This is a genomic window from Mediterraneibacter gnavus ATCC 29149 (genome assembly GCF_008121495.1).
Taxonomy (GTDB): Bacteria; Bacillota; Clostridia; order Lachnospirales; family Lachnospiraceae; genus Mediterraneibacter; species Mediterraneibacter gnavus.
This window is the reverse complement of record NZ_CP043051.1, coordinates 243,203-266,513: the sequence shown is the minus strand read 5'-3', so window position 1 is coordinate 266,513 and position 23,311 is coordinate 243,203. Positions and strand designations below refer to the sequence as shown.

Genomic DNA, 23,311 nt, shown 5'->3' with positions numbered 1-23,311 from the left:
TTAGAATTTAAGGTAGAATTGATAATGACAATAGAAGAAGTTTTTAGTGATTTATATGATAAATATGGTGAAGATTTTAACTGGTATATGCTTCCGTTAACACAGGCTGATGGAATGTTTGTTACTGAATTGAAAAATGAAATTGGGGAAGATCACTTCTTATATGACAAAAGAATTTGGGCAGTAGCAAAGTGTGAATCTAATGATGATGTGTTATATGTTACTGACAACGGAAGGAATGCGGACATCTACTATATTTTTCATTTGACTTACTCAAAGTATAATTCTGATGGATTTCCTCGATATGAAGAATTAAAAGATGTATATGCAGTAAAAGCATTTATTGAACAGTCCATAATTTGAAAATAAAATTTAAACTACAACTACCAGTTTATAGAACTATGTTAAATCATAAAATCACATTGAGGTGGCAATTATGCGATATAAAAAAATTGTATTGAGTATTATAGCAAGTGTGCTTGGTTTAGGGCTGTTAAGTGGTTGTGGTGGTTATTCTCATGATTTTAATTCAAGTGAAGAAGCACAAAAATATGTATTAGCAAAATTAAAGGACAAATACAATGAAGAATTTACCATTAAAGAAGTGAAGAAGTACAAAGAAGAAAAAATTGGATTGAATTGGATTAGCGTAGAAGTTTCTAGTAAAGAAAATTCTTCTCAAACTTCTACTGTATATGCACGAAATACTGGTCTTTTTAAGGATGGTTATCATGTTTATTACTATTCTGATGAAATAGAAGAACTTGCAACTCCTTTATTTCAAGATAAGCCTTTCATAAGAAATTATCAACTTGAAGTACAAGGGCATACAACAACGACAGAATGGAATGGTAAGGAAAGTGTAGAAGAATATCTGAAAAAAAGAGAATATGAAATAGAAACAAGCATATATCTTAATGATGGAAAAACAGACGAGGAATATGCAGAAGAAATTTCCCATATCATGCAGGAAATTGTAGAAAGTAATTTGGTTTTAAATATTTCAGTATATACAAATGATGATAACATTATTTTCTATTCTCTACCAGAACAGCACAGTCAACCAGATGTAGAAGTGATTTTAGAAAAAATGGAAGATGTGAGAAGTTTACAAGAAACAAAAGAAGATTACAAAGAGTGGAAAAAACAAAATCAAAATAATGCAAAAGATTAAGAGTGGAAATATTTAAAAAAAATGGTGATTATTTGTATTTAAGAGAAGAAGGAGGATTTTGGTATGCAGAGAAATAAATCAAATGAAATAGCAAGAGATATAATTAGAACAGCCAAGGAAACATTTAATGAAAAGATAAATAATATAACTCTTTTTAATCTTACAGATGAGCCATATAAAATGTTTAGTATAAAATGTACGATATATAATTATTTTGTGCTTGTATTCAATTATGATAGAGGGCATTTTGGATGTAATATAGTGTGTGGAGATGATGCTATTGCGTTACCAAATGATAGAGAGTGGGATAATGATTGTGATTTTGCTGCATTTTGGAAAAATGTAGATGAGCAGATAAGATTACGAATACCAGATAAATATTTGCAGGCATATGGTTGGTTATAAATTTAATTATGTCTCCACATATAATGGTCTCATAAATGTTGTAGGACTAATGTACAATCCAATATTCCTAGCGTTGCTAAACATTAAATCTGAAAAAGCGTATAAATTATGTAGACAAAATTTGAATAAATGGATAGGCAGTCTGGTTGTTGATCAGGCTGCTTTTTGCATAAAAATTTTTATGATGTCATGTGTAAAAAAAATATATACAAGAAATATCTGATAATATATAATTCTATTATAAATTATCGACAAAGAAAAGGAGTGCTATTTTGATGAAATATATACGGATTTACACAGAATCAAAGTCAATGAACAGTTATTATTATGAGGAACAGACCGGAGAAATGTTCATTCTTGAGCAAAGCAAAGGTGGGAACGGGCTTTCTGTTGGAATCATTGCTGGAATTTCACTTGTGATATATGCGTTTGTAAGGAAAATAGAAAAGCCAATTTCTTTTGATGCAAATCTGTTGTATTGGATTTCTGTGGGGATCGGAGTTGCATTAGGCGTACTTATCGCTGGATATATGCTAAAACGTGCAAAAAGAAAAATTGAAAAAAATGTAAGAATCTATCCCTGTGGACTAAAAGAAAAGCAGGCAATGGCAAAACAGAATCACAGATATTTTTTTACATACATTTTTCTGATTCTTGTCATGGTTGGGATATGTGCAGCCTCTCATTTCCTAATGATATGGGTTGTTCCATCCGTTTTGGTATATGCTTTTTTAAATTCATTGATGTGCTTGTTGACAATTTTACTGACAATCGCTTTTATAGGAAATCATCCCATAAAGGGATGGAAAATTGCAAGTAGAATACTGAGAGGAGAAAGGTAATGGCATATTTAATTCCAACTTTATATGTAATTGTATCTTATACATTTTTTCTTTTACCCGGTTTATTTGATCATGTAATGGAATTGAAGATTCTTTCAATTCTTTTACCGTTTATTATGGGAGTTGTTAATTTGATTACTGTATTAACCGTAGGAAGAAAGTGGACAAGAAAAACACTGTTAAACTGTACGTTGATTATTAAATATGGCTTGATTCCGTTTTATTTGATTGGAGGTAGCATTACGATCGGCGTAACGGTTGCGGCATTATTTCCATTACCGTTAATGGCATTGCTTGGACTTGTAACGATTGTCTTTTTGATTTTTGGTTATGGAATTTTGTTGGGAGCATCTCCCTATGCACTTGCATATATCATAAAGTCGTGTAAAGAAGGAAAATACTCAAAAATAGTGGCGATTCTGTCCGGTATATGCCAATTTCTTTTTTCGTTTGATGTGCTTTCCATGATGATACTGACAATAAAGGAAAAGCATTTGGTCAAAACAACAATCTGTGTTTTGGGGGGAATGTGCCTCATAATTCTTTTGATTCTGTTAGACGTGTTTGCGTCATTTGTATAAATTGCAGGAAAGATGATTTTTAATAACAAGTGAAAAATATTTTGGAGGAATGATTATGATCACAATGAATGAAAAAGATAAAAATGAAATGTTAGACTCTATTTTAAATGAAAAGGAAGAGTATCTATGCAAACTTTGGGGAGTTTTAATGGCTGATTCCAAAACTTATGCAGCAATCGGAGGACTCTCTGCGATAGTAGGAGGTGGAGCTGCTGCATTAGGAGCATTAAGTAATGCTTACTGTTATATAGGTGTTACAGAGCAACATTTGAATTTTGTTGTTGTTGACTCTGTAGACGTTCGTAATATTAAAAACAGAATATCTATTCCAATGGAATGTATCACAAAAGCAGAAGTGAAGGGTGGACTCTTGCCGGGAAGAAAAGTTGTAACGGTATATTTCGAAAAAAACAAATTAAAAATCTCCCTTATGAATAATGCAATCGGTTCTGATATTCAAGGACAAAAAGAGAATGTAGAGAGAGTTTGCCAGATGATTCAAAAGGCTTGTAAAAACTAAAAATCAGCCGTTGGTCATAAAGAAGGTGATTCATGATGTGTGATAAATTGAAAAAGGAAGAATTTTTCAGGGTATTATCCCTTTGATCTTGTTCATTGATTTATAATTGAAACTCGTTATTGAATAATAGGAAGTGGTAGTGCTAGGAGAGTAGAATGCTAAAATTATGTTATAAAAATAATGATAAAAGAACAGATGAATATTATTTTGATTTACAATCTCAGAAAGTATATAAAATCTGTCTTTCAACATATTATGCAAAACAAAATACAAGAGGTATTCCATTTGTTTTCATCTCAGGTGGGATATTAGCAATACTTTTAGAGCAGGTATCTCAACGTGTATTATTACCTAAAAATGGTAGGATGCTGCTGTTGTTTCTGGTAATTGGAATATTAGTTCTGATTGATAAAAAAGTGAAAAAATCATTCATAGAAAAGTACCAATACATAGAGGAACACACAATGGGAATTCCTATGGAAAAAGAGGAGGTATTAAAGCTATACACGCTGGGGAAATGGAACAGAAGGGCGTTAGGTTTTATTGCCTTTATAGGTTTGCTTATTTTTCTTATTGGGATGATTCTTATAATACAGACAGCTCATCTTACTGGGATGTTTCTGGTTTTATTAGGTGGAATAATAGGGGTTATCTTTTTCCATTACGGAGAATTTATGGAAGTGGCAAAAGTAAAAAAATGTTTACGGACAAGTAATGTTTGAAATGAGTTTTCAAACAGAGAGGGAGATGTTCTTTTTGGAACGAAATAGATATATTCAGGTATGCAGGGAAAATGAGTACGCTGTTTTATATTATGACAATAAAGAAGAAAAAATAATACGATATAAAACAGGGAAAAAATTTTCATTTTCCTTAAAATATCAATTATGTATTTTGGTTACGTTGTATTTGGGATATTTATTAAATGCTAAGGTTTATATGGTATTGGCTCAAAATAGTTGCTTGAAACATTTTATCGCTTTTTTGTGCCTTAGTATCGGTTACATTGGTTTATTATTTTTTGAAAATGACATAGCAAAAAAGATAAAAAATGAGGGAGTAGAAGTGCCGTATATCCTATCTGATGAATTGCTGCAGAAAGGGCAAAAGGATTTAAAAACGCAAAAAATGATCATATATCTATGGACTTTGATTTCCGTGGTAATATTGTGGATCTTTTACCTGACGAATTTGGTTATGGTTTTGGTACTATTTTTAGTCAGCATGATTGCTTTATCCGCTATGGCTGCGGCAACAAGACCAGTTTTACGAGCAAAATTATATCAAGCATATACTAGAAAGAAGGGAGATTAGATATGAACCCAATTAAAGTATTGGAATGGAAAGGAATGTATCCCATTAAAAAAATACTACTTGTAATGATATGGCTGTTCGGATGCTTTTTATGTGTGGCAGGAATCATTATATTTATTTCTGACAATGATGTGAAGAATTTATTGGTTGGAATACTTTTTGGAATAGGGGGTGTCGTATTCTTTTCTCCAATTAAAAAATATGTGCTTACAACATATCACTGTGTTCCTGGTTTAAATTCCAAGTTACAAAAAGTGGAGCTTGAAAAGTTACTTGAAGGAGAAGTATTTGAAAAGATATCGAAGAAAGACAGTAATATTACGAATTGTGATATTAAATTAAGTGAACATTGGATTTGTGCAAAAGGGAAACTGATTGCTAAAAATCTTCTTATTATTGGGTATCCAAGAGTAACGTCTAGCTTAATAGGAAGAGCAACGACACCTATGGTATTTATTTATATGACCGGGGATATTGTTAAGGTGGATTTAAAGACGGATTTATCTGTAGAAAAAATATCTTTACTGAGGAAATATTTCTGGCATAATTTGGGGATTGTATCAACTGAGGTTTTAGGAAAATCTGAAGAAGAGGTAACAGATATTTTTTCAAAACAATTTCAAGTATTGAAAGAAGAGATGAACTTAGATGATCGTGAACTTCTCATAGAAATGATAAAGGAACCAGAAAAATATAGGAAAATATATATGGAAATATTACCGTACCATATAAAAAAATGGTGCAAAAAACAAAATATAGAGGAGAGAAAACAGTAAAGAATTCAATCACATAGAGGTGGTTCATATGCGATATAAAAAACTTATATTAGGTATGATAACAAGTGTGTTCTGCTTAGGACTTCTCAACGGCTGTAACCGTTATTCCTGTGATTTTCATTCCAGTGAAGAGGCACAGAAATATGTGTTAGCGAAATTAAAAGATAAATATAAAGAAGAATTTGTTATTACAAAAGTAAAGACCTACAAAGAAGAAAAAATCGGTTTGAATTGGGTGATTGCAGAAGTGGTCAGTAAAGAAAATTCATCTAAAACAGCTACCGTATATGCACGAAATACGGGATATTTTAAAGATGATTATCACGCCCATTATTTTTCAGAACAGTTAAAATCACTTGCAGATCCTTTATTTCAGGATAAGGATTTTGTAAAAGATTATCAATTTGAAATACAAGGTCATACAACTACCACAAAATGGAATGGTAAGGAAAGTATAGAAGAATACTTGGAAAAAAGAGAGTATGAAATAGAAGTATATCTATATCTTAATGATAGAAAAACGGATGAAGAATACGCAAAAGAGATTTCTGATATCATGCAAGAAATTGTAAAAAGTGATTTGAATTTTGATATTTCCGTATATGTAAATGATGAGGATCTTATTTTCTATTCGTTGCCTGACCAACACATAAAACCAGATATAGAAGTTATTTTGGAAGAAATGGATGATGTCAAAAGTCAGCAAGAAACACTAAAAAATTACAAAGAATGGAAAAAACAAAATCAGCATAATGAAACAAATCCTGAATGAAAGAGGAGGGGTATGGTGAAACGAAAAGTAGGAGCGATATTAGTTATTGTAGGAATGCAGTTGCTTATATTTGGAGTAATATGTTCACAATGGGTTTATATACGTATAGGATTAGGGAATCAATACATATTAGGGAGATCATTATTATCGACACTAGGAATCCTGTTTATGATACTCGGAAATGCCTTTTACAGAGTGTTGTATAGACCACATGAGGAGCATGCCTCAACCAAAGAAAAGTATGGAAAACCAAAGAACGTGCTATTACGAATAGAGTGGAAAAAGTGGTATCCATTAAAGAAATTTATTGCTTTTCTGTTGTGGAATATCTGTTTGTTTACAGTATTGATAAGTACGATATTTTATTGTTCTGAGCAAGAAACAGATTCTAAGACATTGTTTGGCTACATCATTTTTATAATCACTACAATTGCTACATTTTCACCTATGAGAAAGTATGTAAGTCCCAAATATCGTTGCCTTCCTCACATCGGAGATGTGCTTAGCAAAACAGAACTGAATAAAATGCTGGGGGATGAGGATTTTCAGGGAATAGAGAAATTTAAAGAAATGTCCATCTATCCATACGTAAAAGAAAGTAGAAATTGGTTCTGGATTGGTGGACTGCTGTTGCACAAAAAGATGGTGGTGGCAATAGATTTTGGATTGAGGACATCCCCTAATCATATGCATTCACAAATTAAATTGATGTACGTGGATGGAGAAGTAGGAGAAATTATTTTGTCTGACCTATATTATGAAAGAAGCACGGAACTATATGGGTATTTATGGAAAAAAGCAGGAATTTTAGGAGGCAACGTTGCGGGAATTCCGTGGTATAGAAAAAATACTGAAATAGCTAGGGAATATCTAAATAACAGTAAGTTTGGCAAAAAGGATTTTTATGAAAAAATGGAACATGTAGACGAAATCCGGATGCTGCTGATGGAGAAATTTGGCGATGAAGAGGATAAAATAAAATATCAAATCGGTGAAGAAAAAGCATCCAAGGCTATAAGACAGGGGAGGAATAGAAAGAGTATCAGAAAGTAAAACAAATTTGTAAGGGATAGAGTTTATTTTGGAAGAAATGTACAGCATCAAAATTTACAAGAGACAATGAAACATACTGGAGAATGGAAAAAAACAAAATCAGCATAATGAAGCAAATCCTGAACGAAAAAGGGAGTGGTAATAAGATGGGCATTTTGGACAGATTGAAAAGAGGAAAACGGACATCAAAGGAAGAGTGTAGTGGAGTTGTAAGCAATGCAAAGAAAAATAGTATGACAGCGGTTGAGTATGCAAAAAGCTTTCAAAAGAATTTTGATTTTTCTGAGAGAAGTATAGGGGATCTGGAAGAAATTCTGGATTATTATGCAAAGGATCTATTAGAAAGCAGACCAACAGAAAATCAAGTGTGGAGTATGTCCCTTATTTTTGGCTCTTATCTGGGGGAAGTGATGTTAAAAAACGGTCTTTCTAAAAGAGGGTATCATTGGGGAATGCAGAATACGGGCAATATTCCCCTGTTGATGGCTGATGATGAAAAATATGTTAAGATTGCAGATTCATTAGAAGAGTTTTTAATAAAAATACAGGAAGATGATAATTATTATTTAGAAAGAATCGTTTAAATCATAAAATCACATTGAGGTGGCGGATATGCGATATAAAAAAATTGTATTGAGTATTATAGCAAGTGTGCTTTGTTTAGGGCTATTGAATGGCTGTGGGCATGAAAATGAGATTTCAATAAAAATTGAAACCTATTTACAAGAAGAATATGGTGAAGAATTTGAAGTATTGTCTTGGAATCAACCAAAACTTTTACCATCAGACAATGGTGCAATCTATGCAACTTGTATTTCAAAAAATGACCCAAAGCATCCATTTGAGGGTAGCTATTTTAATCCCGAAGAACCAAACTCAGAAATAGAAATTATTTATGATGGTTATGGGCAACGCCTTTTGGCAAAACAAATGGAGTCTATGATAGAAGAAGCCATTTCGCAGGCAGCTGAGAACTATTATATTCAAGGTGATATTATTATACCTGAAGAATGGCAAGACATCCCAGTGGAGGAAATTTCACAATGGAAAAATTATGTTGATCTATGTAATCAAAGTAATTCAGATTATAAAACTTTAGGTTCAGCTTGGGTCTATATTGATGCTTCTACAATGAAAGGAAAAACTGATGAAGAAGAATATCAAATGTATGAAGAAGTCTATCGTGATAAATTAGGTGGTCAGGCATTGCTTTATGTTTATTATTTAGACCATAAGAGTTTTGAAAAAGCAGAAAAAATATTAGAAATTTTCACATCTGGTGATGAGGGTAGTAATTTTGAAGATATTATCGAAGGTCAGCCATACTTTGGAACAATCATGCGATATGGTTCAGATAAATTTGATGATAACTTAGAGATATTCAAGGCCGCAAAGCAGGGAAAAGAACAAGAAAAATATCAGTAAGTAAAGCAAGTTTTAATTGATGTGGGTATAAAGGAGTGGTTTAAAATGATTAAAAGAATATGGACATTTAAAAGAATTATATTAGCAATAATTATATTTATGTGTACTATAATTGTTGCAATCTCATTGCAAAAAAGTATTATGGGAACAGATAAATTACAAAGAGATTTTGGAGTCGCACTTCTTTTCATTGTTGTGCTTGTTTGTTTACTTTACTTTTTATATAAACTATTAATACCAAAAAGTTTTAGGTGTATGACAGTAGTAAAAAAATATTTATCTTTTAGAGAATTGAAAGATCGAATTAATAATGAATCGTTTTCAAAAGTCGTTATTGACGAGAAGAAATCTGGAAAGATTGAAATATATTATTCCTCTAAATGGATTTATGCTGATGAGGTTTATATACCAAGAAAATTAGTTTTGGATTTGATAGCAGAACGCAAATCTTTATATTCATCATTTGAAAAATTATCAATAGCAACAAAAAATGGAGAAAATATTGTATTTGCCATAATTGATATTGAAGAAGCAGAAAAAATCATAAAATCTTTGCAAGGAATTTTCGAAGAGTTTACATTGGATTTTAATAATATGAGAAAAATTCAAAATAGAATTTTAAGAAAAGAAATAAAGCAAGAATTTTATAAACGGGTTATAAATAAAGAAGACTTTTTGAAAGAAAGCGGTTTGTAGAGCGTGTTAAAGTAGGAGTTTCATAGTTTGTAACAATGCTTTATAGATAAATCGGAATTTTGTGGAGAGGAACAAGTTTGAGGTAAGAGGTAATATTCTATGAAAATATGGTACAAAGGAGTTTTATGCAATACCGACACATATCGTTATATGGGAGAAGATAAACCTGCGTTATATTATATTTATAGTCCAGACCAAGAAACAATGCTTAAAGCAGGATTTGTGGAAGATCATCCCTGCTTATGAGTCAAAGTATTAGCCGATGAGGAATATAATGAAATTATTACTATTTTGAATCAAATGATGGACTGATTGGATAACTTTCAGTTTGTAAAATTGAAAAATATGAATTTGAAGGGATGTGTTTCAAGTGACAAAGGAAGAACGACAAAAATATAAGGAACTAACAAAAGTGTTGCCTAAAATATTAAAAGATAAAATTAAAAAATATAAGTTTAAGAAAAAAGACTTTATGATTTGGTATAAGAAAAAAGAATTATTTTTCGATTTGCTTATTGATGTGAAAGTAAAGTCAGATGATAAGTGTTATTGTACTGCCGTAGAAACAATCAAACCATTGTGGTTAGATGATTTGTTATGGGATTTATTGAAAATGGAAACCAACAAAGAAACACCTTTAAGTTTGAGAACTATTGGTGCATTTACAGTTAGCGGAGCTGAATTGTTTAAAAATGAAACAGAATTAAAAGAATGGACAATCAGTGAATTAGAAGAAATCATAGATAATTATTTAGAACATTTTTATAAAACTGTTCAATCATCTTCAATCTGTGATTTTTACAATAATTTAGAAAATTCTATATACCATGTCGAATTAAGAAAAGCATTATCATTTATTTATGATCATAAATATCAAGATGCATTAGATTATTTATTAGATAAAGGCGATGGTGTTTTTAAAAATGGTGATATATCTATAAATAGTGCTATGAGAGAATACTGTAAAAACCAACTTTCTCATTGATAACTAGAGATATCTATACTCCTGTAACAGATGGATGGAGTTCACTTGATTGTGTGATGCAGGAATCAACTGAGAAAATAGACTTCTTAAAATTGTTACAACGCATTTTATTTGATGCCATAATTTGCAGAATTCGGAAAATTAAAACATCCCATTTTTAGCCTTGTTATAACGGTAATAATTTTTTCTATTACTGTTATAACAAGGATTCCAGGGGTTCGGGGATGGAAGATCCCCGTATTATTTCTGCACTATTTATTTTTCTGAAAATGGCATATTATAATGTGCTGATCAACAATATATGACAAAACAGGTCTTTCCGAAAGAGGAAGATTATTTTTTAAAGCAAATGGGGAAAGAACTGCATTGTAGTCAAGGATTTGCAATGCGGATGATTCTACAATGGCATTAGATTATGAAATCTCGAAGGAGTGCAGAATTTTATGTGGGAAATTTATTTACAGCAGATAAGAGAAGAGAAAGAACTATATGATGAGGAAATAAATTCCGGTGCATCCGAGAAAGAAATTTATGAATTGGTAACAACTGCAAAAGAGAAATGGAACATGGAAATTCCGCAACAATATCTGGATGTTCTTTCAAGGATAAACGGAATAGAATTTAATGGATTTATTTTATATGGTGTAGATCAGTATTTATTAGAGCATGAAATGAAGCAGCTTGTTTATGGACTATTGGAATTCAATCACATATGGTATGAAAATGAAAAGCAGAGAGAATACTTATTTTTAGGCGAAAGTAATATTAGCTGGTATGTCTACCAATATAAAAATCAATGTTATATGGAATTGGATCAGCCGTCTGGAAGAGAAATCCATCGATTCCGTAATTTTTACGAAATGTTTGATAAGGTTTTGGATGAGGCGATTAAGGGATAAGGAAGGGAATGCTTGATTATGCAACTAAAAAAATTAGAATGGCAACGATTATATCCAGTAAAAAAACTTTTATTTCTTGGGGCGTGGTTATTTTGTGTTTTTATATTTGTAGCGGCGATTATTTTGCTTGTTCGTGATGGAAATCGTGAAAACTTATGGCTTGGGATACTATGTGGAATAGCTGCCTTTGTGATGAGTTGCCCAATGATAAAATATATAAGAATTTCATATCATTGTATGCCATACTTTAATCGGATTTTTACAAAATGTGAACTAGAAGAGCTTGTGAAAAATGAAAAATTTTATCCTATTGAAAATACAATGGATAAAAAAGTGTTAGGATTACTAAAATCAGGAACACATTGGCTTTATGCAGGAGACAGGCTTATAGCAAAAGATCTGGCTATATTCGGATGGGCAGAAGGAAGCTCAAGCCTGAATGGAAGAGCAGTAACACCTGTGTTTTTTATTTATATGACAGGAGAGGTAATAAAGATAGATTTAGGTTTCAAAATACATATTAAAGAAATCGAAAATTATAATCAGTATCTTTGGGAAAAGTTTCAAATAATACCAAGAATTATAGTGGGAGAGCAAAGGGAACATATTATCAATGCTTTTGCACGCCAGTTTCAAGAGCTGAAAGAAAATCTGGGATTAAATGAAAAAGAGCTGGTGCAAACCATCCTGCAGAATCCAGAAAAATATCGGAATATGTATATGGAACGATTGCCTGATCACATAAAGAAGTGGTGTGAGACAAATCAGACATGGAGTTGGTTCTCTAGCAAATAAATCATTTAAAGGGAAGATAAAATATGAATATAAAAGAAGCAATAAAAATTATAAAGGACGAGAAATTACAAGGTTATAATATGAATGAAGAAAGGTATAATAGAGAAAATGAAGTTGTGTTAAGGTGTGAGAATGATAAGTGGATTGTTTATGCAACAGATGAAAGAGCTAGTAAGGTTACAAATTCACAAGATATTTATTTTGATGAGGAAGAAGCATTAGATAATTTTATTGATAGATTAAGAGCTCTTAATAGATTAAGGGGCTATAAAGTTAAGACTGTTACCAGTATTTAAAATTTAGGGAACTGATAGTATCACTGAGCAGGGAAGCCATAAAAGGTATTCCTACTTTTCTTATAGCGAAAAGAAACAGTCAGATAAAAGCTGATTGTTCTTGTCTAATAAGGATAGAAAACACAGTTGGAGTATGGTAGAATAAGGATAACAAATTTGAACTTGGAGGTTACTTATGAACTATGATATGAATTTGATTAAATACCGCAAAAGTGGGTTTTTCAGAATTGCAGCAGCTATTCTGATGATCTGTTTTACACTATTTGGGCTTACCGCTTGCGCCGATACTACTGACAGCAAAGATAATAATGATGATAATGCACTGATACAAGGAACATGGGAAATAGATACCGGCTCTGGTGCTGGTTATAAATTCGTTGACGATAAGTTTATGTGGTTAAAATTCATCGAGAATGTTAACGATAACTACTGGTACGGAGATGTTGAGTATTATAACGGTGCTGAAGCAATGGATATAGCAGGACTAACAGAGGAGGAACTTAAGAGCAGCCTGCCAGGTCTTAAACCCGAAAACATTTTTGTAACAAAATTAGATCCCGAAAAAATCATTACCGATGGTGAGGATAAAACTGCTACCAATATGAACGACCAAACCTTATGGACTCGCTTATGGCTTATTGAAGAAAATGAGGACAATGTTGTTGCGGTAGTGATTGATTTAGAAACTTTTAGTATGGAGAACTACACTAAAGTTGAGTAAAAAACAGAAATTAGAAGTTAATGAGATTATTTTTTTAAAATTTAATTGATAATTCTCAGTTTATTGGAAGAGAAAAATGGTATGACAAAATTTGTAATACTCAAAAATATAATAATTGGAGAAACAAAAAATGGGTTTATTCGGACTGTTTGGAAGAAAAAAAGAAGTTGAACTAGATAAAGTAAAAGATGATAATAAAGAAAAGTTCTTAAGAGAACCTGGTGATAATAATACAGAAGGAATCTTACAGTTTGAAAATTTAAATTTTAAACTTGCAGTAATTCAAGTTTTGATGTATGACTTGAATTTATTAAAGCCTTGTTTTGATATTTATGATTTTGCTGATGAGCATAAAGAACTAGAGATAAATACAGATAGCTATACTGTAATTGAACCGGCGCTTAATTTTTTTAGACAATTGTCTATCCCAAGGGAATTTGCACATTATGTAGAAAAAATCGACATGGATGGTGGCAATGAAGTGTATATGAATATAATTCCACAATGGGATGGAGAAGATGAATGCTTTGATTTAAACAATATAACTTCCTCAGAAATAAGACAATTTCCAAATCTTAAGGAAGCAACAATAATGAGCAGTAATTTTGATAAAGTAAAAGAAATTTTTGTTGCTGAAAATATTGATGTAGAATTGCTTTAAATTAGTTCTTCTATCCAACTTTCGGTTTGCAGAACTCAATAAGTAAATAAGAACACTACCCGTTAAAAAAGTCTCCCGATCTGTAAAAGACCGAGGAGACTTCTTTTATAATTGAAATTCTTTGGTATGTGTAGTTTGGATTGGAGGATTCCATCCAAGTATCATATCCACGTTACGACATACAGTATGTAGTTCTTTCTGGTAATCCCGGTAATAGTCGTATTGTTTCTGGAGAGTATCTTTTTGAGTTAGAAGTTTTTCCTTCTGTTCTCTCAGTTGCTTCATCGTGGGAAGGGGCTGCGTTCCGTTTTTCTCTTTTAGTGATGTTACAGCCTTTTCATAAAATGTAAGTTCGGCAGAATGTTCCTGACGGAATTTCTGCTTATTTTTGCTTTTACGAAATTGTGCATAGACAGATTTATTTGCAAGATACTGTCCGGTGTAGTGGAGTTGTTGATTGAGGTTCTTTAATTCCGATTCCACAGTTTTTAATTGAATATTCCGGATGGTTTTACATCAGCTGTCCGGTGATATGGAAATCACTTTTTAGATCCGTTTTTGTGCATACCGAATCATAATTTCTGTTGAGACATTGGTAAAGACTGCTACGCACCGCAGATGCGGCAAGGTCTTGACCAATATCCAAACAGAAATGGATAAGTCATCAAGCACAAAATAGGCGATTTCCGAGTACCGGAACTCTGATTTCCAAATTTCCGGAAGTGTGATTTCATCGCACAAGAATATTCATTTAATTGTTTTCTAGAATTAGAGGTTCGTTCTTTTACAGAAGAAAATTTATCTTCCAGAATTTCTCTGGTATCATATTCATGTTCCTGCACATAGGCAATGGTCTTTGCCATTTCCTGAAGATTGGTGAGTTTGACCTTTCGGGCATAGGCTTGGCTTTGTTGTGCTTTTACACAGTTTTGTAAGTCAATGACCAGTCGCAGATTAGATTTAATGAATAAGATGTCCATAGGATCAGAGGAAATATCAGGATGAATATTTGGAGTTCTGTGGTTGGATTCAAATTGCTGTTGCAGATAGTCTTTCTCATACTTTGTTCCTAAAGCACGTCCGGTAATATTCTTTTCTCGTTCCGGGTGCAGATAGCTGAAACGTCCACGATGTTCCGTTACAACGATCTGATATTTTTCATAAAGCTGTTTTTTAAAATCTTCCACATCTTTTGCTGTATGGGAAATTTCTGTAATAGCGTCTCGCAGGTATTGTTTCTGTGTCTGAAATGTGGTTTTGCGAGGTGTTAGTCCATCTGCAAGAATTTGTTCATTCAATTTATCTAATTTTTCTTGTCCGTACCGGGAGGCATAATATTCCCGATTTTTGATTTTATTTTCAGAAGGTGAGAGTAAATCCACCTGAGGGAGATTTTCTCGGTGGCAGGTATCCATGAGAGATTTTTGCAAGTGCCTTAGATAGTTATTTGTTAAATGGTGTTTGTATCCAGCAAGACAATCACTGTTTATAGTGGTTCAGTTGTCAAGACAAAAATCTAAGCTTTTTATAATGAACTGATATATGTAACTGGGTAGGGGAGAAAATCCCCCCTTAGGCTGCATGATCATCCAGTAACAGAATCGGATAATAGCAGGATGCCGGTGTTTGATTATTGAGTGCAGAATGACAACGTTCAAAGTTGTAAGTGTGCACATATTTACCGATTGCCTTCCGTGCTTCTCTGATATTGTTATATTGGGTCAGATATGCTTCCTCGTACTTGAAGCTTCGGAACCATCGTTCAATCATGATATTGTCAGCCCACCGGCTTTTACCATCCATGCTTTGACGGATCTGGTTCTCTTTGAGGAAATTCATGTACTCATTGCTTGTAAACTGACAGCCCTGATCTGAATTCAGGATAACAGGTTTTGCCACTATAAACGCCTTTTTTAACGCAGTTATGACCATTCTGGTATCCAGAGTATCATCGACTTCCCAGCCAACGATACAGCGGCTGTACCAGTCAATCACAGCGGTCAGATACAGAAATCCACGCTTAATGGGGATGTATGTAATGTCGATTGACCATGCCTGATTTGGACGGTCGATAACGGCGTTACGTAGCAGATACGGGCAGACTTTAGCCTGTCGCATACGTTTAGAAAGGTTCATTTTTGGATAAATTGGATCAATCCCCATTTCATTCATATAACGGCGCGTTTTCCGGCGACCAACCTGATGCCCACGCTTCTTCAGTTGAGCAGACAGTTGTCGTGCTCCCCAGGCCGGATTATCCGTGTGTAATCGATCTATGATCGATTTGCAATCCAACTCCTCCTGAGATATGGGCATGCCCTTGTAATAAACACTGGTACGATTGATATCAAGAAGTGTAGCTCCTGTTTTAACTGGAAGTTCTTTAGTCTTCAAAAGGTTTTGGACTAAATTTACTCTCGTAGTCAGGTCCAAGTGTTTCTTCAGATTTTTTTTTCAACCAATCCACCTGCATGGTGAGCTGGCCAACTTTTTTCGCATATTCAGCTTTTTCCTTGCGTTCTAAAGCGAGTTTTTCTTTCAGATTATCCTCTCGTGTGTCATTAAAAACCACGGATGCTTTATCGAGGAACTCCTTCTTCCAGTTGCGGAGAAGATTCGGCTGAATATTGTTTTCGGTTGCGATTGTATTTAAGTCTTTTTCTCCTTTGAGCAGTTCAATCACTAATTCTGATTTGAATTTGGCAGAGAAATTTCTTCTTGTTCGAGACATAATAATAATCCTTCTTTCTGTAGTGTTTACAGTATATCAGATTCATTAAGAAATGTCTCTTGAAGTGTCTTAAATTACGATACCATTATAGTTTCGTTCCATATAGCCCTCTTTCGGAATATCGTATTTTCTTAGACTATTGATTACGATATGCACATGGATATTGCCGCTTTCATTGTGACCATCCGTATGAGTACAGACAAGAGCCTGATGTCCGGGGAAATTTTTACGGGCATATTCTAGTCCCAGTTCCTGTGCTTTTTCTCCGGTTAATCCACATTCGTCACGATCAGCAGGATCAAAGCTGATGATATAATGATGGGATTTGATTTCATCATAGGTTTGGTTTTTGTGATATTGATCGTTAAGACGTTCGCATTCCTTATCAAATAACATTGGTTCGCAGTTCAATCCATCCAGATAATATTCCTCTCGTAATATCATTTGCCCATGTTCATTTAAAATCGGTTTCTTTGTTCGCTCATCATGTTGGAATAGGAGATAATCCAAAGATTCTCCGTAATTGGCATTTTTACTTACGATATGTTTCAACACTGCCATGAAAGTCACCTGCCATTCTTGTCACGTCTTTTCTTAAATTCCAAAGTTCAGAGATACAGGATTGAATTTCATCCTGCATGGTTTTAGATCGGACGCCGCCTGTATGAAAATAGCGGGCAATCTGGTTTAAGTTACTTCCGATTTTTCCAAACTCAGCGGTCAGTTTTTGTAATTCAGGGATATCAGCAACTACTTCATAGCGAATCGCTATTTTTCCTTCCAACACCATTTTGCGGATGTATTCGGATAAGGTAACTCCAGTTTCTTCAGCCGCATCTGTTATTAACCCATATTCCATATCTGTAAAACGGACTGTGATACGATACGGACGGGAGATTGTTTTTTTCGGTCTTGCCATAGGAAGCCTCCTTTCTTCTTCGTGCGTATGCACATCGTCAATACCTCGGTATTGCGCTGCGAACACAACTTTTTGTGAGAGCCAACCTGCAAGTTTTAAGTGCAGATTTTATATCGAGGGAATGGGGAGCGAAATCCCCATCAAGAAATGCCAAGTCTGCAAAAACCCGGAAACGGGTTATTGTCGGACATAGGCGAATCTTGCTCTGAAATGTTTTTCCCCTTCAATAACCCTGTTTGGGGGAGGTTAAGAAACAAGCAGAAAAAAGAAAATCTTTTCGATGCTTGTTTTTTTCATGTGCCGGGATTGGGTTTATGTAAGGATGAACCTTGACAAAAGAAGAACGGTTTTTAGAATGAGACAAGTTTCTGGACGCATAGAATCTCAAATAGGAAGGGGGTTATGCTTTTGGATGGGAAAACTTTGCAGGAATTGAAGCGTGTAAATATAAAAGAAGTAAATCCAGATGAGCTTGTGGATATTAGTGAAATTGAGATTGATACGAAACAGTCAGTACAAAAACGAGTGAAAGAGTATGTAGAGCAGGTACATAATCCCTATCTTGTCCGGGTGGGGGAGTATGTTGTGAAGATTGGGTATTCCGACTGTGAAGAGACATTGAATGATCGGATGAAACAGTATATTTCAAAAATTGCAGAAACAAAATACTAAAAATTTCAACAGACTCTTTACAGTAGCAGGATGTTATGGTAACTTAGATGCAGGACAAAACAGCGAAATCCTGAAAATTACTATAAGAAGTAACCTCGTAGGACAGGTTCAACTGACTGAAATAAAAAATAGTAAAAATCAGGAGGAAGCAGAATGCAGAAAAAAATAATGTATCATGCTGCGATTTATCTCCGTTTATCGAGAGATGATGAAGATATTGATGGCAGCGCAAAACGAGAGAGCGATAGTATTTCATCCCAACGTGAGCTGGCACGTTCCTTTGTAAGAGAACAGCCGGATATGGAGTTATTCGATATTTATATTGATGACGGATATTCGGGAGCCAACTTTGACCGACCAGATTTTAAAAGAATGATGGCGGACATTGAAAATGGAAATGTAAATTGTGTCGTTGTAAAAGATTTATCCAGATTTGGACGAGATTATATTGAAGCCGGGCGGTTCATTCAAAAGACCTTCCCGGCTTTTTCTGTGCGTTTCATTGCGATCACAGATCATTACGATAGTTTGACTGCGGATCAGAGTACCACATCTCTTGTGATTCCGGTTAAAAACTTTGTGAATGATTCCTACTGTCAGGATATTTCAGAAAAGGTAAAATCACATCAGAGAGTAAAACGGGAGAAAGGAAAATTTATCGGTGCATTTGCAGTCTATGGATATCAGAAAGACCATGAAGATAAAAATAAGCTGGTCATAGATGAATATGCGGCAAAGATTGTAAAAAATATTTTCACATGGAAACTGGATGGTATGAGCAATCTTGCCATTGCAAACCGACTGAATGAGAATGGAATTTTCTCTCCATTGGAATATAAGAAATCTTACGGAGAGCATTATTCCACAGGTTTTCAAGCCGGAATTGTATCAAAATGGTCTGCGGTGGCGGTAAAGCGTATTTTAACCAATGAAATTTACACCGGAATGATGGTACAGGGAAAACGGGAGAAAGTCAATTATAAGGTAGATAAGATTTTAGAAAAGCCGGAGTCAGAGTGGTTTAAGGTGGAAGGCACACATGAGGCAATCATTTCCAAAGAGGATTACCAAAATGTACAGCGGCTTTTAAAAGTCGATACCAGAGCCGGGAAGGGAAAAGAAAAAGCGCACATGTTTTCGGGACTTCTGTTTTGCGGAGACTGTAAAGAACCTATGGTACGCCGAATAAACAGATATAAGGGGACGGAAAAAATATATTATATCTGTTCTACGAGAAATCGGAGTGAGGGATGCAGCAGGCATAGTATTCCGGAAACAGACTTAAAAAGAGTTGTGTTTCAGATTATCCGGTCACAGGTTACACTTCTGATGGACGTAAACCGACAGATGCAGTATCTCCAGACAAAGGAAATGAACTTTGAGGATGTGGTCGGATTTGATAAAGAGATTACTCGATTAAGGAATGAGCAGGAAAAATATCTGGAGCTGCGGGCGGGACTTTATGAAGATTTGAAAACGGGAATCATCACACAGACAGACTTTAAGAATTTTAGCAAAATCTATGAAAAGCAGTATATAGAAACAGAGAAGGCATTGACAAGACAGGAGGATATGTTAAAGAAACTGTTTTACAATGGAGTGCAGTCCGGTGTGAAGCTGGAACGCTTGAAAGAAACGATGCAGATTGCCACATTAGACAGGGATACCCTATTAGCCTTTGTAGACAGGATAGAAGTATATGAGGAGAAAAAGGTATCGGTACAGTTTTGTTATCAGGAAGAAATGGAAAAGATGCTAGTGTTGTCGGAGTTTCTTTCTTCACAATCAGAAGTAGTGAAGGAGGTGATCTAAATGGCAAGAACATCCAAACGTAAGGTTCGGTTAGAAAGCCAATCACTGCAAGAAAATGTATCGGTGAAAACATACATGGCAGGTATTTATGCAAGATTATCTGTGGATAATCATGACGGGAAAGAAATCTCCATTGAAACGCAGATTGAGATGGCAAAAGAATATTTGAAATCCCATACAGAGATTACACTGTATGATTGCTATTCAGATTTGGGAGCTACCGGGACAAATTTTCAGCGGAGTGATTTTGAACGGTTGATGCAAGATGTGAGAGATGGATTGATAAACTGTATCATTGTAAAAGATTTTTCCCGGTTTGGAAGAAATTATATTGAGACAGGAAATTTTGTAGAGAAGATTTTTCCATTTTTAGGTGTTCGTTTTATTGCCATTACAGATCAGTATGACAGCATCAAACAGGCGGACTGCAACGAAGCGCTTTCCATGCATTTGAAAAATATTGCCAATGAACTGTATGCAAGGGACATTGCAGAAAAGGTCACAGCAAGTAAACAGGCAAAGATGAAACAGGGAGAATATCTGGGGAGTATTCCGCCGTATGGTTTTCAAATCGAAAAGATAGACGGAAAACGGACTTTAGTGTCGGAACCTGTGACCAGTGAGATTGTCAGGGAGATCTTTAACCGGTATGCTTCTGGGGAGACATTTGTATCTCTTGTAAAATGGCTGTATAGACAAAAGATTCATCGCCCAAGTGATTATAAAAAATACAAAACGGTTTATCAGCAGGAGGGGCAGCAGTTAAGACAGTGGGAAAGAGAATCTATCCGGTTTCTATTAACCAACGATGCCTACATAGGGAATCTTGTGCAATCCGGAAAGCACATGAAAGAACAGATTACAGCGGAACACACACATGAACCTTTGGTTTCGGAAGAAGTATTTTATCGGGTATGGGAAAGGATAGAAGGAAATATTAAAATACAAAACCGCAGACCACTTAGAAAGGATACGATGGAAGATATTTTCCGTGGGGTTTTGTATTGCGGTGAGTGCGGGCATAAGTTAAGCCGTATGGTGACGGAGAGAAAGGCTTCTTATAAAGAAGTAAAAACATTTGTATTTTATAGCTGTCCGAATAGCAAACGGATTGATGAAGAAAAATGTGAAAACGAACAGATTACATTTCTTCAGATTCAGAAAGTGATCCTTCATCTGCTGAAAAAAGAGTTTCTTTTAAGCAGTACACAGATGAAAAAACTGATGGAATTTAATAAAGAGGCAGGAGAAAAACGAAAAGAACAGATACAGAAAGCACAGGATGAACTGCAAAAATCGGTGGATGGTGCTGACAGGAAGATCAGTTCCTATTATCTGGAGTATCGAAACGGGAGCATTTCACAGGCACAATTTCTGGAAACAAAGAAGAAACTGGAAGAAAAAAAGGAACAGGATCGGCAGGCATTACGTGATTTACATACAGAGTATTCTTCCATTGACAGAATGGTAGATAAGCAGAATCAATTTCTCCGTACTATTTTGAAATACAAAAGCTGTGCCGAACTAAATGCGGAATTGGTGCAAAACCTGATAGAGAAAATTTATGTGTATCGTGGAAAACGGGTAGAAATCATTTGGAAGTGGAATGATGAGTTTGCGAAGGTGATGGGAGGAACTGACGATGAAAAATAGACTGAAGATAGCAATGTATCTGCGATTGTCCAAGGAAGATGACTGGAATGCACAGGAGAGTAACAGTATTTCTTATCAGCGTTTGTTGTTAAGAGGATATATTGAGCGAAATTTTGAAAATTATGAGATTTTAGAATTTGTGGATGATGGTTACAGCGGAACCAGTATGGACAGACCTGCAATGCAGGAATTATTAGCCGCTGCCCGGCAGAAAAAAGTAGATTGTATTATCGTAAAAGATTTTTCACGTTTTGCCAGAGACTATGTAGAAACAGGTTTCTATGTAGAGCAGATTTTTCCATTTTTAGGAATCCGTTTTATCTCTGTGAATGACCATTATGATAGTGAAGCTGTCACTAAAAAAACGATTGGGATGAATCTGGCATTTAAAACGCTGGTCAATGATCTCTATTCTAAGGATTTATCGGTAAAGGTAACTTCTTCCCTACATTCTAAAAAAGAACGGGGGATTTACTGCAGCGGGAACTGTCCTTTTGGATATCGCAAAAAAGCAGAGGACAGAAATCAAGTGGAGATTGTAGAAGAGGAGGCGGCAGTTGTCCGGGAAATTTTTCGACTGACATTAGAAGGATATACTTCTGTGGATATTGCAAAGAAGTTTCATAAAGAAAAGGTAAAAACACCTGTGGAATATCTGATAGAGAGAGGAGCAACACACCGGAAGCCAGTTGGCAAGGAATTTTCATGGCAGCATACAACAATCTGCACGATACTGAAAAATCATTTTTATGCAGGAGATATGGTATATGGAAAATATAAGAAGGATAAGGTTGGAGGGAAAAATCACTTAAAGCCAAGAAGTGAATGGAAGATTACTTATAATCATCATGAACCGATCATCGAACGGGAAGTATTTGATGCAGTACAGCAGACGAGGGGGATATCGAAACCTTATCAGCCACAAAAAGCACATATTCTGATAGGAAAGGTTGTATGCGGGGAGTGTGGTAAGGCTTTGCGCTATCGTAAAGCAAAAAATCCTTATTTTTATTGTAATGAACGTTATACGACAGGTGATGAGAATTGTGTGAGCCAAGTCAATGTATTCTTTTTGGAACAGGTTCTTTTAGCTGCTTTGCAAAAGGAAATCCGCAGACAGATGGAATTGGAAGAAGTGTGGAGTCAGTATCAGGAAGTACAAAAAGAGAAGTATCATGTGAAGAGGGATAAGTTGCAAAAATCTCAACAAGCCTTAGATGCTGTGGGAAAAGAACAGATCACACTTTATGAGAGATATGGAAAGCGGGAAATCCAAAGGGAAGAATACATAGAGTTCAGAGAGGAATTGCAGAAAAAGGAAGATTTTATAAAAAGTGAAATCCAAGAGCAGGAGATGCGATTGGCAGAGGTGGAGACAGAGTTTCATGCAGAACTGCCGGATGCTCATATCATTTGGAAAGAATGTAAGATCAATGAACTAAATCAAGAGGTGGTGGATACTTTTATAAAGAAGATAAATGTATGGGATGAACAGCATATGGAGATTATCTGGAACTTTAGTGATGGAAAAGAATAGCTATGGGATAGCAGGGGGAAATGATAGGGAATAAAGTATGATGAAAAGCAAGTCTGAAAACGGCTTGCTTTT

The 23,311-nt window shown here is 34.7% G+C and carries 28 protein-coding genes and 1 pseudogene; 24 read left to right on the top strand and 5 right to left on the bottom strand.

The features are described 5' to 3' along the window. Window positions 1-24 precede the first annotated feature (24 nt). The 20 genes from FXV78_RS01205 to FXV78_RS01100 all read left to right on the top strand — a co-directional run bounded on the left by FXV78_RS01205 (window position 25) and on the right by FXV78_RS01100 (window position 13,915). On the top strand, window positions 25-363 hold the full coding sequence (locus FXV78_RS01205; RefSeq protein WP_004221613.1) for a hypothetical protein: 339 nt from the start codon (window positions 25-27) through the stop codon (window positions 361-363). Window positions 364-436: 73 nt separating this feature from the next. Then, the gene (locus FXV78_RS01200) at window positions 437-1,174 is read left to right on the top strand and encodes a hypothetical protein (protein WP_004221614.1); all 738 of its coding nucleotides are present in this window, start codon (window positions 437-439) and stop codon (window positions 1,172-1,174) included. Window positions 1,175-1,237: 63 nt separating this feature from the next. Next, complete coding sequence (locus FXV78_RS01195) at window positions 1,238-1,579, top strand: hypothetical protein (protein WP_004221615.1); 342 nt, start codon at window positions 1,238-1,240, stop codon at window positions 1,577-1,579. A gap of 275 nt (window positions 1,580-1,854) precedes the next feature. Beyond that, entirely contained in the window at window positions 1,855-2,421 is a 567-nt protein-coding gene (locus FXV78_RS01185) for a hypothetical protein (RefSeq protein ID WP_004841759.1), read from the top strand. After that, complete coding sequence (locus FXV78_RS01180) at window positions 2,421-3,002, top strand: DUF6652 family protein (protein ID WP_004221621.1); 582 nt, start codon at window positions 2,421-2,423, stop codon at window positions 3,000-3,002. The genes FXV78_RS01185 and FXV78_RS01180 overlap by 1 nt, the downstream gene beginning before the upstream one ends. 55 nt (window positions 3,003-3,057) lie before the next feature. Then, window positions 3,058-3,522 carry a hypothetical protein gene (locus FXV78_RS01175; protein ID WP_039959497.1) on the top strand — a complete coding sequence of 155 codons (465 nt, stop codon included), beginning with the start codon at window positions 3,058-3,060 and terminating at the stop codon, window positions 3,520-3,522. 155 nt (window positions 3,523-3,677) lie between these two features. Continuing rightward, window positions 3,678-4,244, top strand: coding sequence for a hypothetical protein (locus tag FXV78_RS01170; protein WP_004221626.1), 567 nt, complete (start codon window positions 3,678-3,680; stop codon window positions 4,242-4,244). Window positions 4,245-4,269: 25 nt separating this feature from the next. After that, entirely contained in the window at window positions 4,270-4,836 is a 567-nt protein-coding gene (locus tag FXV78_RS01165; RefSeq protein ID WP_172620989.1) for a hypothetical protein, read from the top strand. Window positions 4,837-4,838: 2 nt separating this feature from the next. Continuing rightward, window positions 4,839-5,612 (top strand): hypothetical protein, encoded by a 774-nt coding sequence (locus FXV78_RS01160; RefSeq protein ID WP_004221631.1) that lies wholly within the window; start codon window positions 4,839-4,841, stop codon window positions 5,610-5,612. Between the two features lie 28 nt (window positions 5,613-5,640). Beyond that, the gene (locus tag FXV78_RS01155) at window positions 5,641-6,384 is read left to right on the top strand and encodes a hypothetical protein (protein ID WP_004221634.1); all 744 of its coding nucleotides are present in this window, start codon (window positions 5,641-5,643) and stop codon (window positions 6,382-6,384) included. A gap of 12 nt (window positions 6,385-6,396) precedes the next feature. Further along, a complete protein-coding gene (locus FXV78_RS01150) occupies window positions 6,397-7,437 on the top strand; it encodes a hypothetical protein (protein WP_004221635.1) in 1,041 nt (346 codons plus the stop codon). Window positions 7,438-7,520: 83 nt separating this feature from the next. Next, complete coding sequence (locus FXV78_RS01145) at window positions 7,521-8,021, top strand: hypothetical protein (protein WP_004221637.1); 501 nt, start codon at window positions 7,521-7,523, stop codon at window positions 8,019-8,021. Between the two features lie 28 nt (window positions 8,022-8,049). Further along, entirely contained in the window at window positions 8,050-8,862 is an 813-nt protein-coding gene (locus tag FXV78_RS01140; RefSeq protein ID WP_004221639.1) for a DUF5037 domain-containing protein, read from the top strand. A gap of 45 nt (window positions 8,863-8,907) precedes the next feature. Then, complete coding sequence (locus FXV78_RS01135; protein ID WP_039959494.1) at window positions 8,908-9,558, top strand: hypothetical protein; 651 nt, start codon at window positions 8,908-8,910, stop codon at window positions 9,556-9,558. A gap of 370 nt (window positions 9,559-9,928) precedes the next feature. Continuing rightward, the gene (locus FXV78_RS01125; RefSeq protein WP_226971810.1) at window positions 9,929-10,543 is read left to right on the top strand and encodes a hypothetical protein; all 615 of its coding nucleotides are present in this window, start codon (window positions 9,929-9,931) and stop codon (window positions 10,541-10,543) included. Window positions 10,544-10,986: 443 nt separating this feature from the next. Continuing rightward, complete coding sequence (locus tag FXV78_RS01120) at window positions 10,987-11,442, top strand: YrhA family protein (RefSeq protein ID WP_004221650.1); 456 nt, start codon at window positions 10,987-10,989, stop codon at window positions 11,440-11,442. Window positions 11,443-11,460: 18 nt separating this feature from the next. Then, window positions 11,461-12,237, top strand: a complete 777-nt coding sequence (locus tag FXV78_RS01115; protein ID WP_004221651.1) for a hypothetical protein — start codon at window positions 11,461-11,463, stop codon at window positions 12,235-12,237. Window positions 12,238-12,260: 23 nt separating this feature from the next. Then, complete coding sequence (locus tag FXV78_RS01110; protein WP_004221655.1) at window positions 12,261-12,533, top strand: Imm59 family immunity protein; 273 nt, start codon at window positions 12,261-12,263, stop codon at window positions 12,531-12,533. 175 nt (window positions 12,534-12,708) lie between these two features. Then, window positions 12,709-13,254: a hypothetical protein gene (locus tag FXV78_RS01105; RefSeq protein ID WP_004221658.1), complete on the top strand. Its 546-nt coding sequence runs from the start codon at window positions 12,709-12,711 to the stop codon at window positions 13,252-13,254. A gap of 130 nt (window positions 13,255-13,384) precedes the next feature. After that, window positions 13,385-13,915: a DUF6892 domain-containing protein gene (locus FXV78_RS01100; RefSeq protein ID WP_004221660.1), complete on the top strand. Its 531-nt coding sequence runs from the start codon at window positions 13,385-13,387 to the stop codon at window positions 13,913-13,915. 605 nt (window positions 13,916-14,520) lie between these two features. On the opposite strand, the gene FXV78_RS01085 is transcribed toward FXV78_RS01100, so the two are convergent. From FXV78_RS01085 to FXV78_RS01070, 5 genes and pseudogenes are all read right to left on the bottom strand, one after another. Further along, window positions 14,521-15,213, bottom strand: coding sequence for a hypothetical protein (locus FXV78_RS01085; protein WP_233447394.1), 693 nt, complete (start codon window positions 15,211-15,213; stop codon window positions 14,521-14,523). Window positions 15,214-15,487: 274 nt separating this feature from the next. Continuing rightward, window positions 15,488-16,309: an IS3 family transposase gene (locus FXV78_RS01080; protein ID WP_004841748.1), complete on the bottom strand. Its 822-nt coding sequence runs from the start codon at window positions 16,307-16,309 to the stop codon at window positions 15,488-15,490. Then, window positions 16,299-16,646 carry a transposase gene (locus tag FXV78_RS18105; protein ID WP_004615306.1) on the bottom strand — a complete coding sequence of 116 codons (348 nt, stop codon included), beginning with the start codon at window positions 16,644-16,646 and terminating at the stop codon, window positions 16,299-16,301. Before FXV78_RS18105 ends, FXV78_RS01080 begins: the two co-directional genes overlap by 11 nt. A gap of 93 nt (window positions 16,647-16,739) precedes the next feature. Beyond that, window positions 16,740-17,207 (bottom strand): annotated as a pseudogene (locus FXV78_RS01075) (relaxase/mobilization nuclease domain-containing protein); the annotation flags it as partial. Continuing rightward, window positions 17,179-17,565 (bottom strand): DUF6290 family protein, encoded by a 387-nt coding sequence (locus FXV78_RS01070; RefSeq protein ID WP_039959488.1) that lies wholly within the window; start codon window positions 17,563-17,565, stop codon window positions 17,179-17,181. The gene FXV78_RS01070 and the pseudogene FXV78_RS01075, both read right to left, overlap by 29 nt. 402 nt (window positions 17,566-17,967) lie before the next feature. Between FXV78_RS01070 and FXV78_RS01060 the strand changes: the two genes are divergently transcribed. The 4 genes from FXV78_RS01060 to FXV78_RS01045 all read left to right on the top strand — a co-directional run bounded on the left by FXV78_RS01060 (window position 17,968) and on the right by FXV78_RS01045 (window position 23,239). Further along, window positions 17,968-18,237 (top strand): DUF6870 family protein, encoded by a 270-nt coding sequence (locus FXV78_RS01060; protein ID WP_004221676.1) that lies wholly within the window; start codon window positions 17,968-17,970, stop codon window positions 18,235-18,237. Window positions 18,238-18,390: 153 nt separating this feature from the next. Further along, window positions 18,391-20,049, top strand: a complete 1,659-nt coding sequence (locus FXV78_RS01055) for a recombinase family protein (protein ID WP_004221681.1) — start codon at window positions 18,391-18,393, stop codon at window positions 20,047-20,049. Next, the gene (locus FXV78_RS01050; protein ID WP_004221684.1) at window positions 20,050-21,702 is read left to right on the top strand and encodes a recombinase family protein; all 1,653 of its coding nucleotides are present in this window, start codon (window positions 20,050-20,052) and stop codon (window positions 21,700-21,702) included. Then, window positions 21,692-23,239 carry a recombinase family protein gene (locus tag FXV78_RS01045; RefSeq protein ID WP_004221691.1) on the top strand — a complete coding sequence of 516 codons (1,548 nt, stop codon included), beginning with the start codon at window positions 21,692-21,694 and terminating at the stop codon, window positions 23,237-23,239. The genes FXV78_RS01050 and FXV78_RS01045 overlap by 11 nt, the downstream gene beginning before the upstream one ends. Window positions 23,240-23,311: the final 72 nt, after the last annotated feature.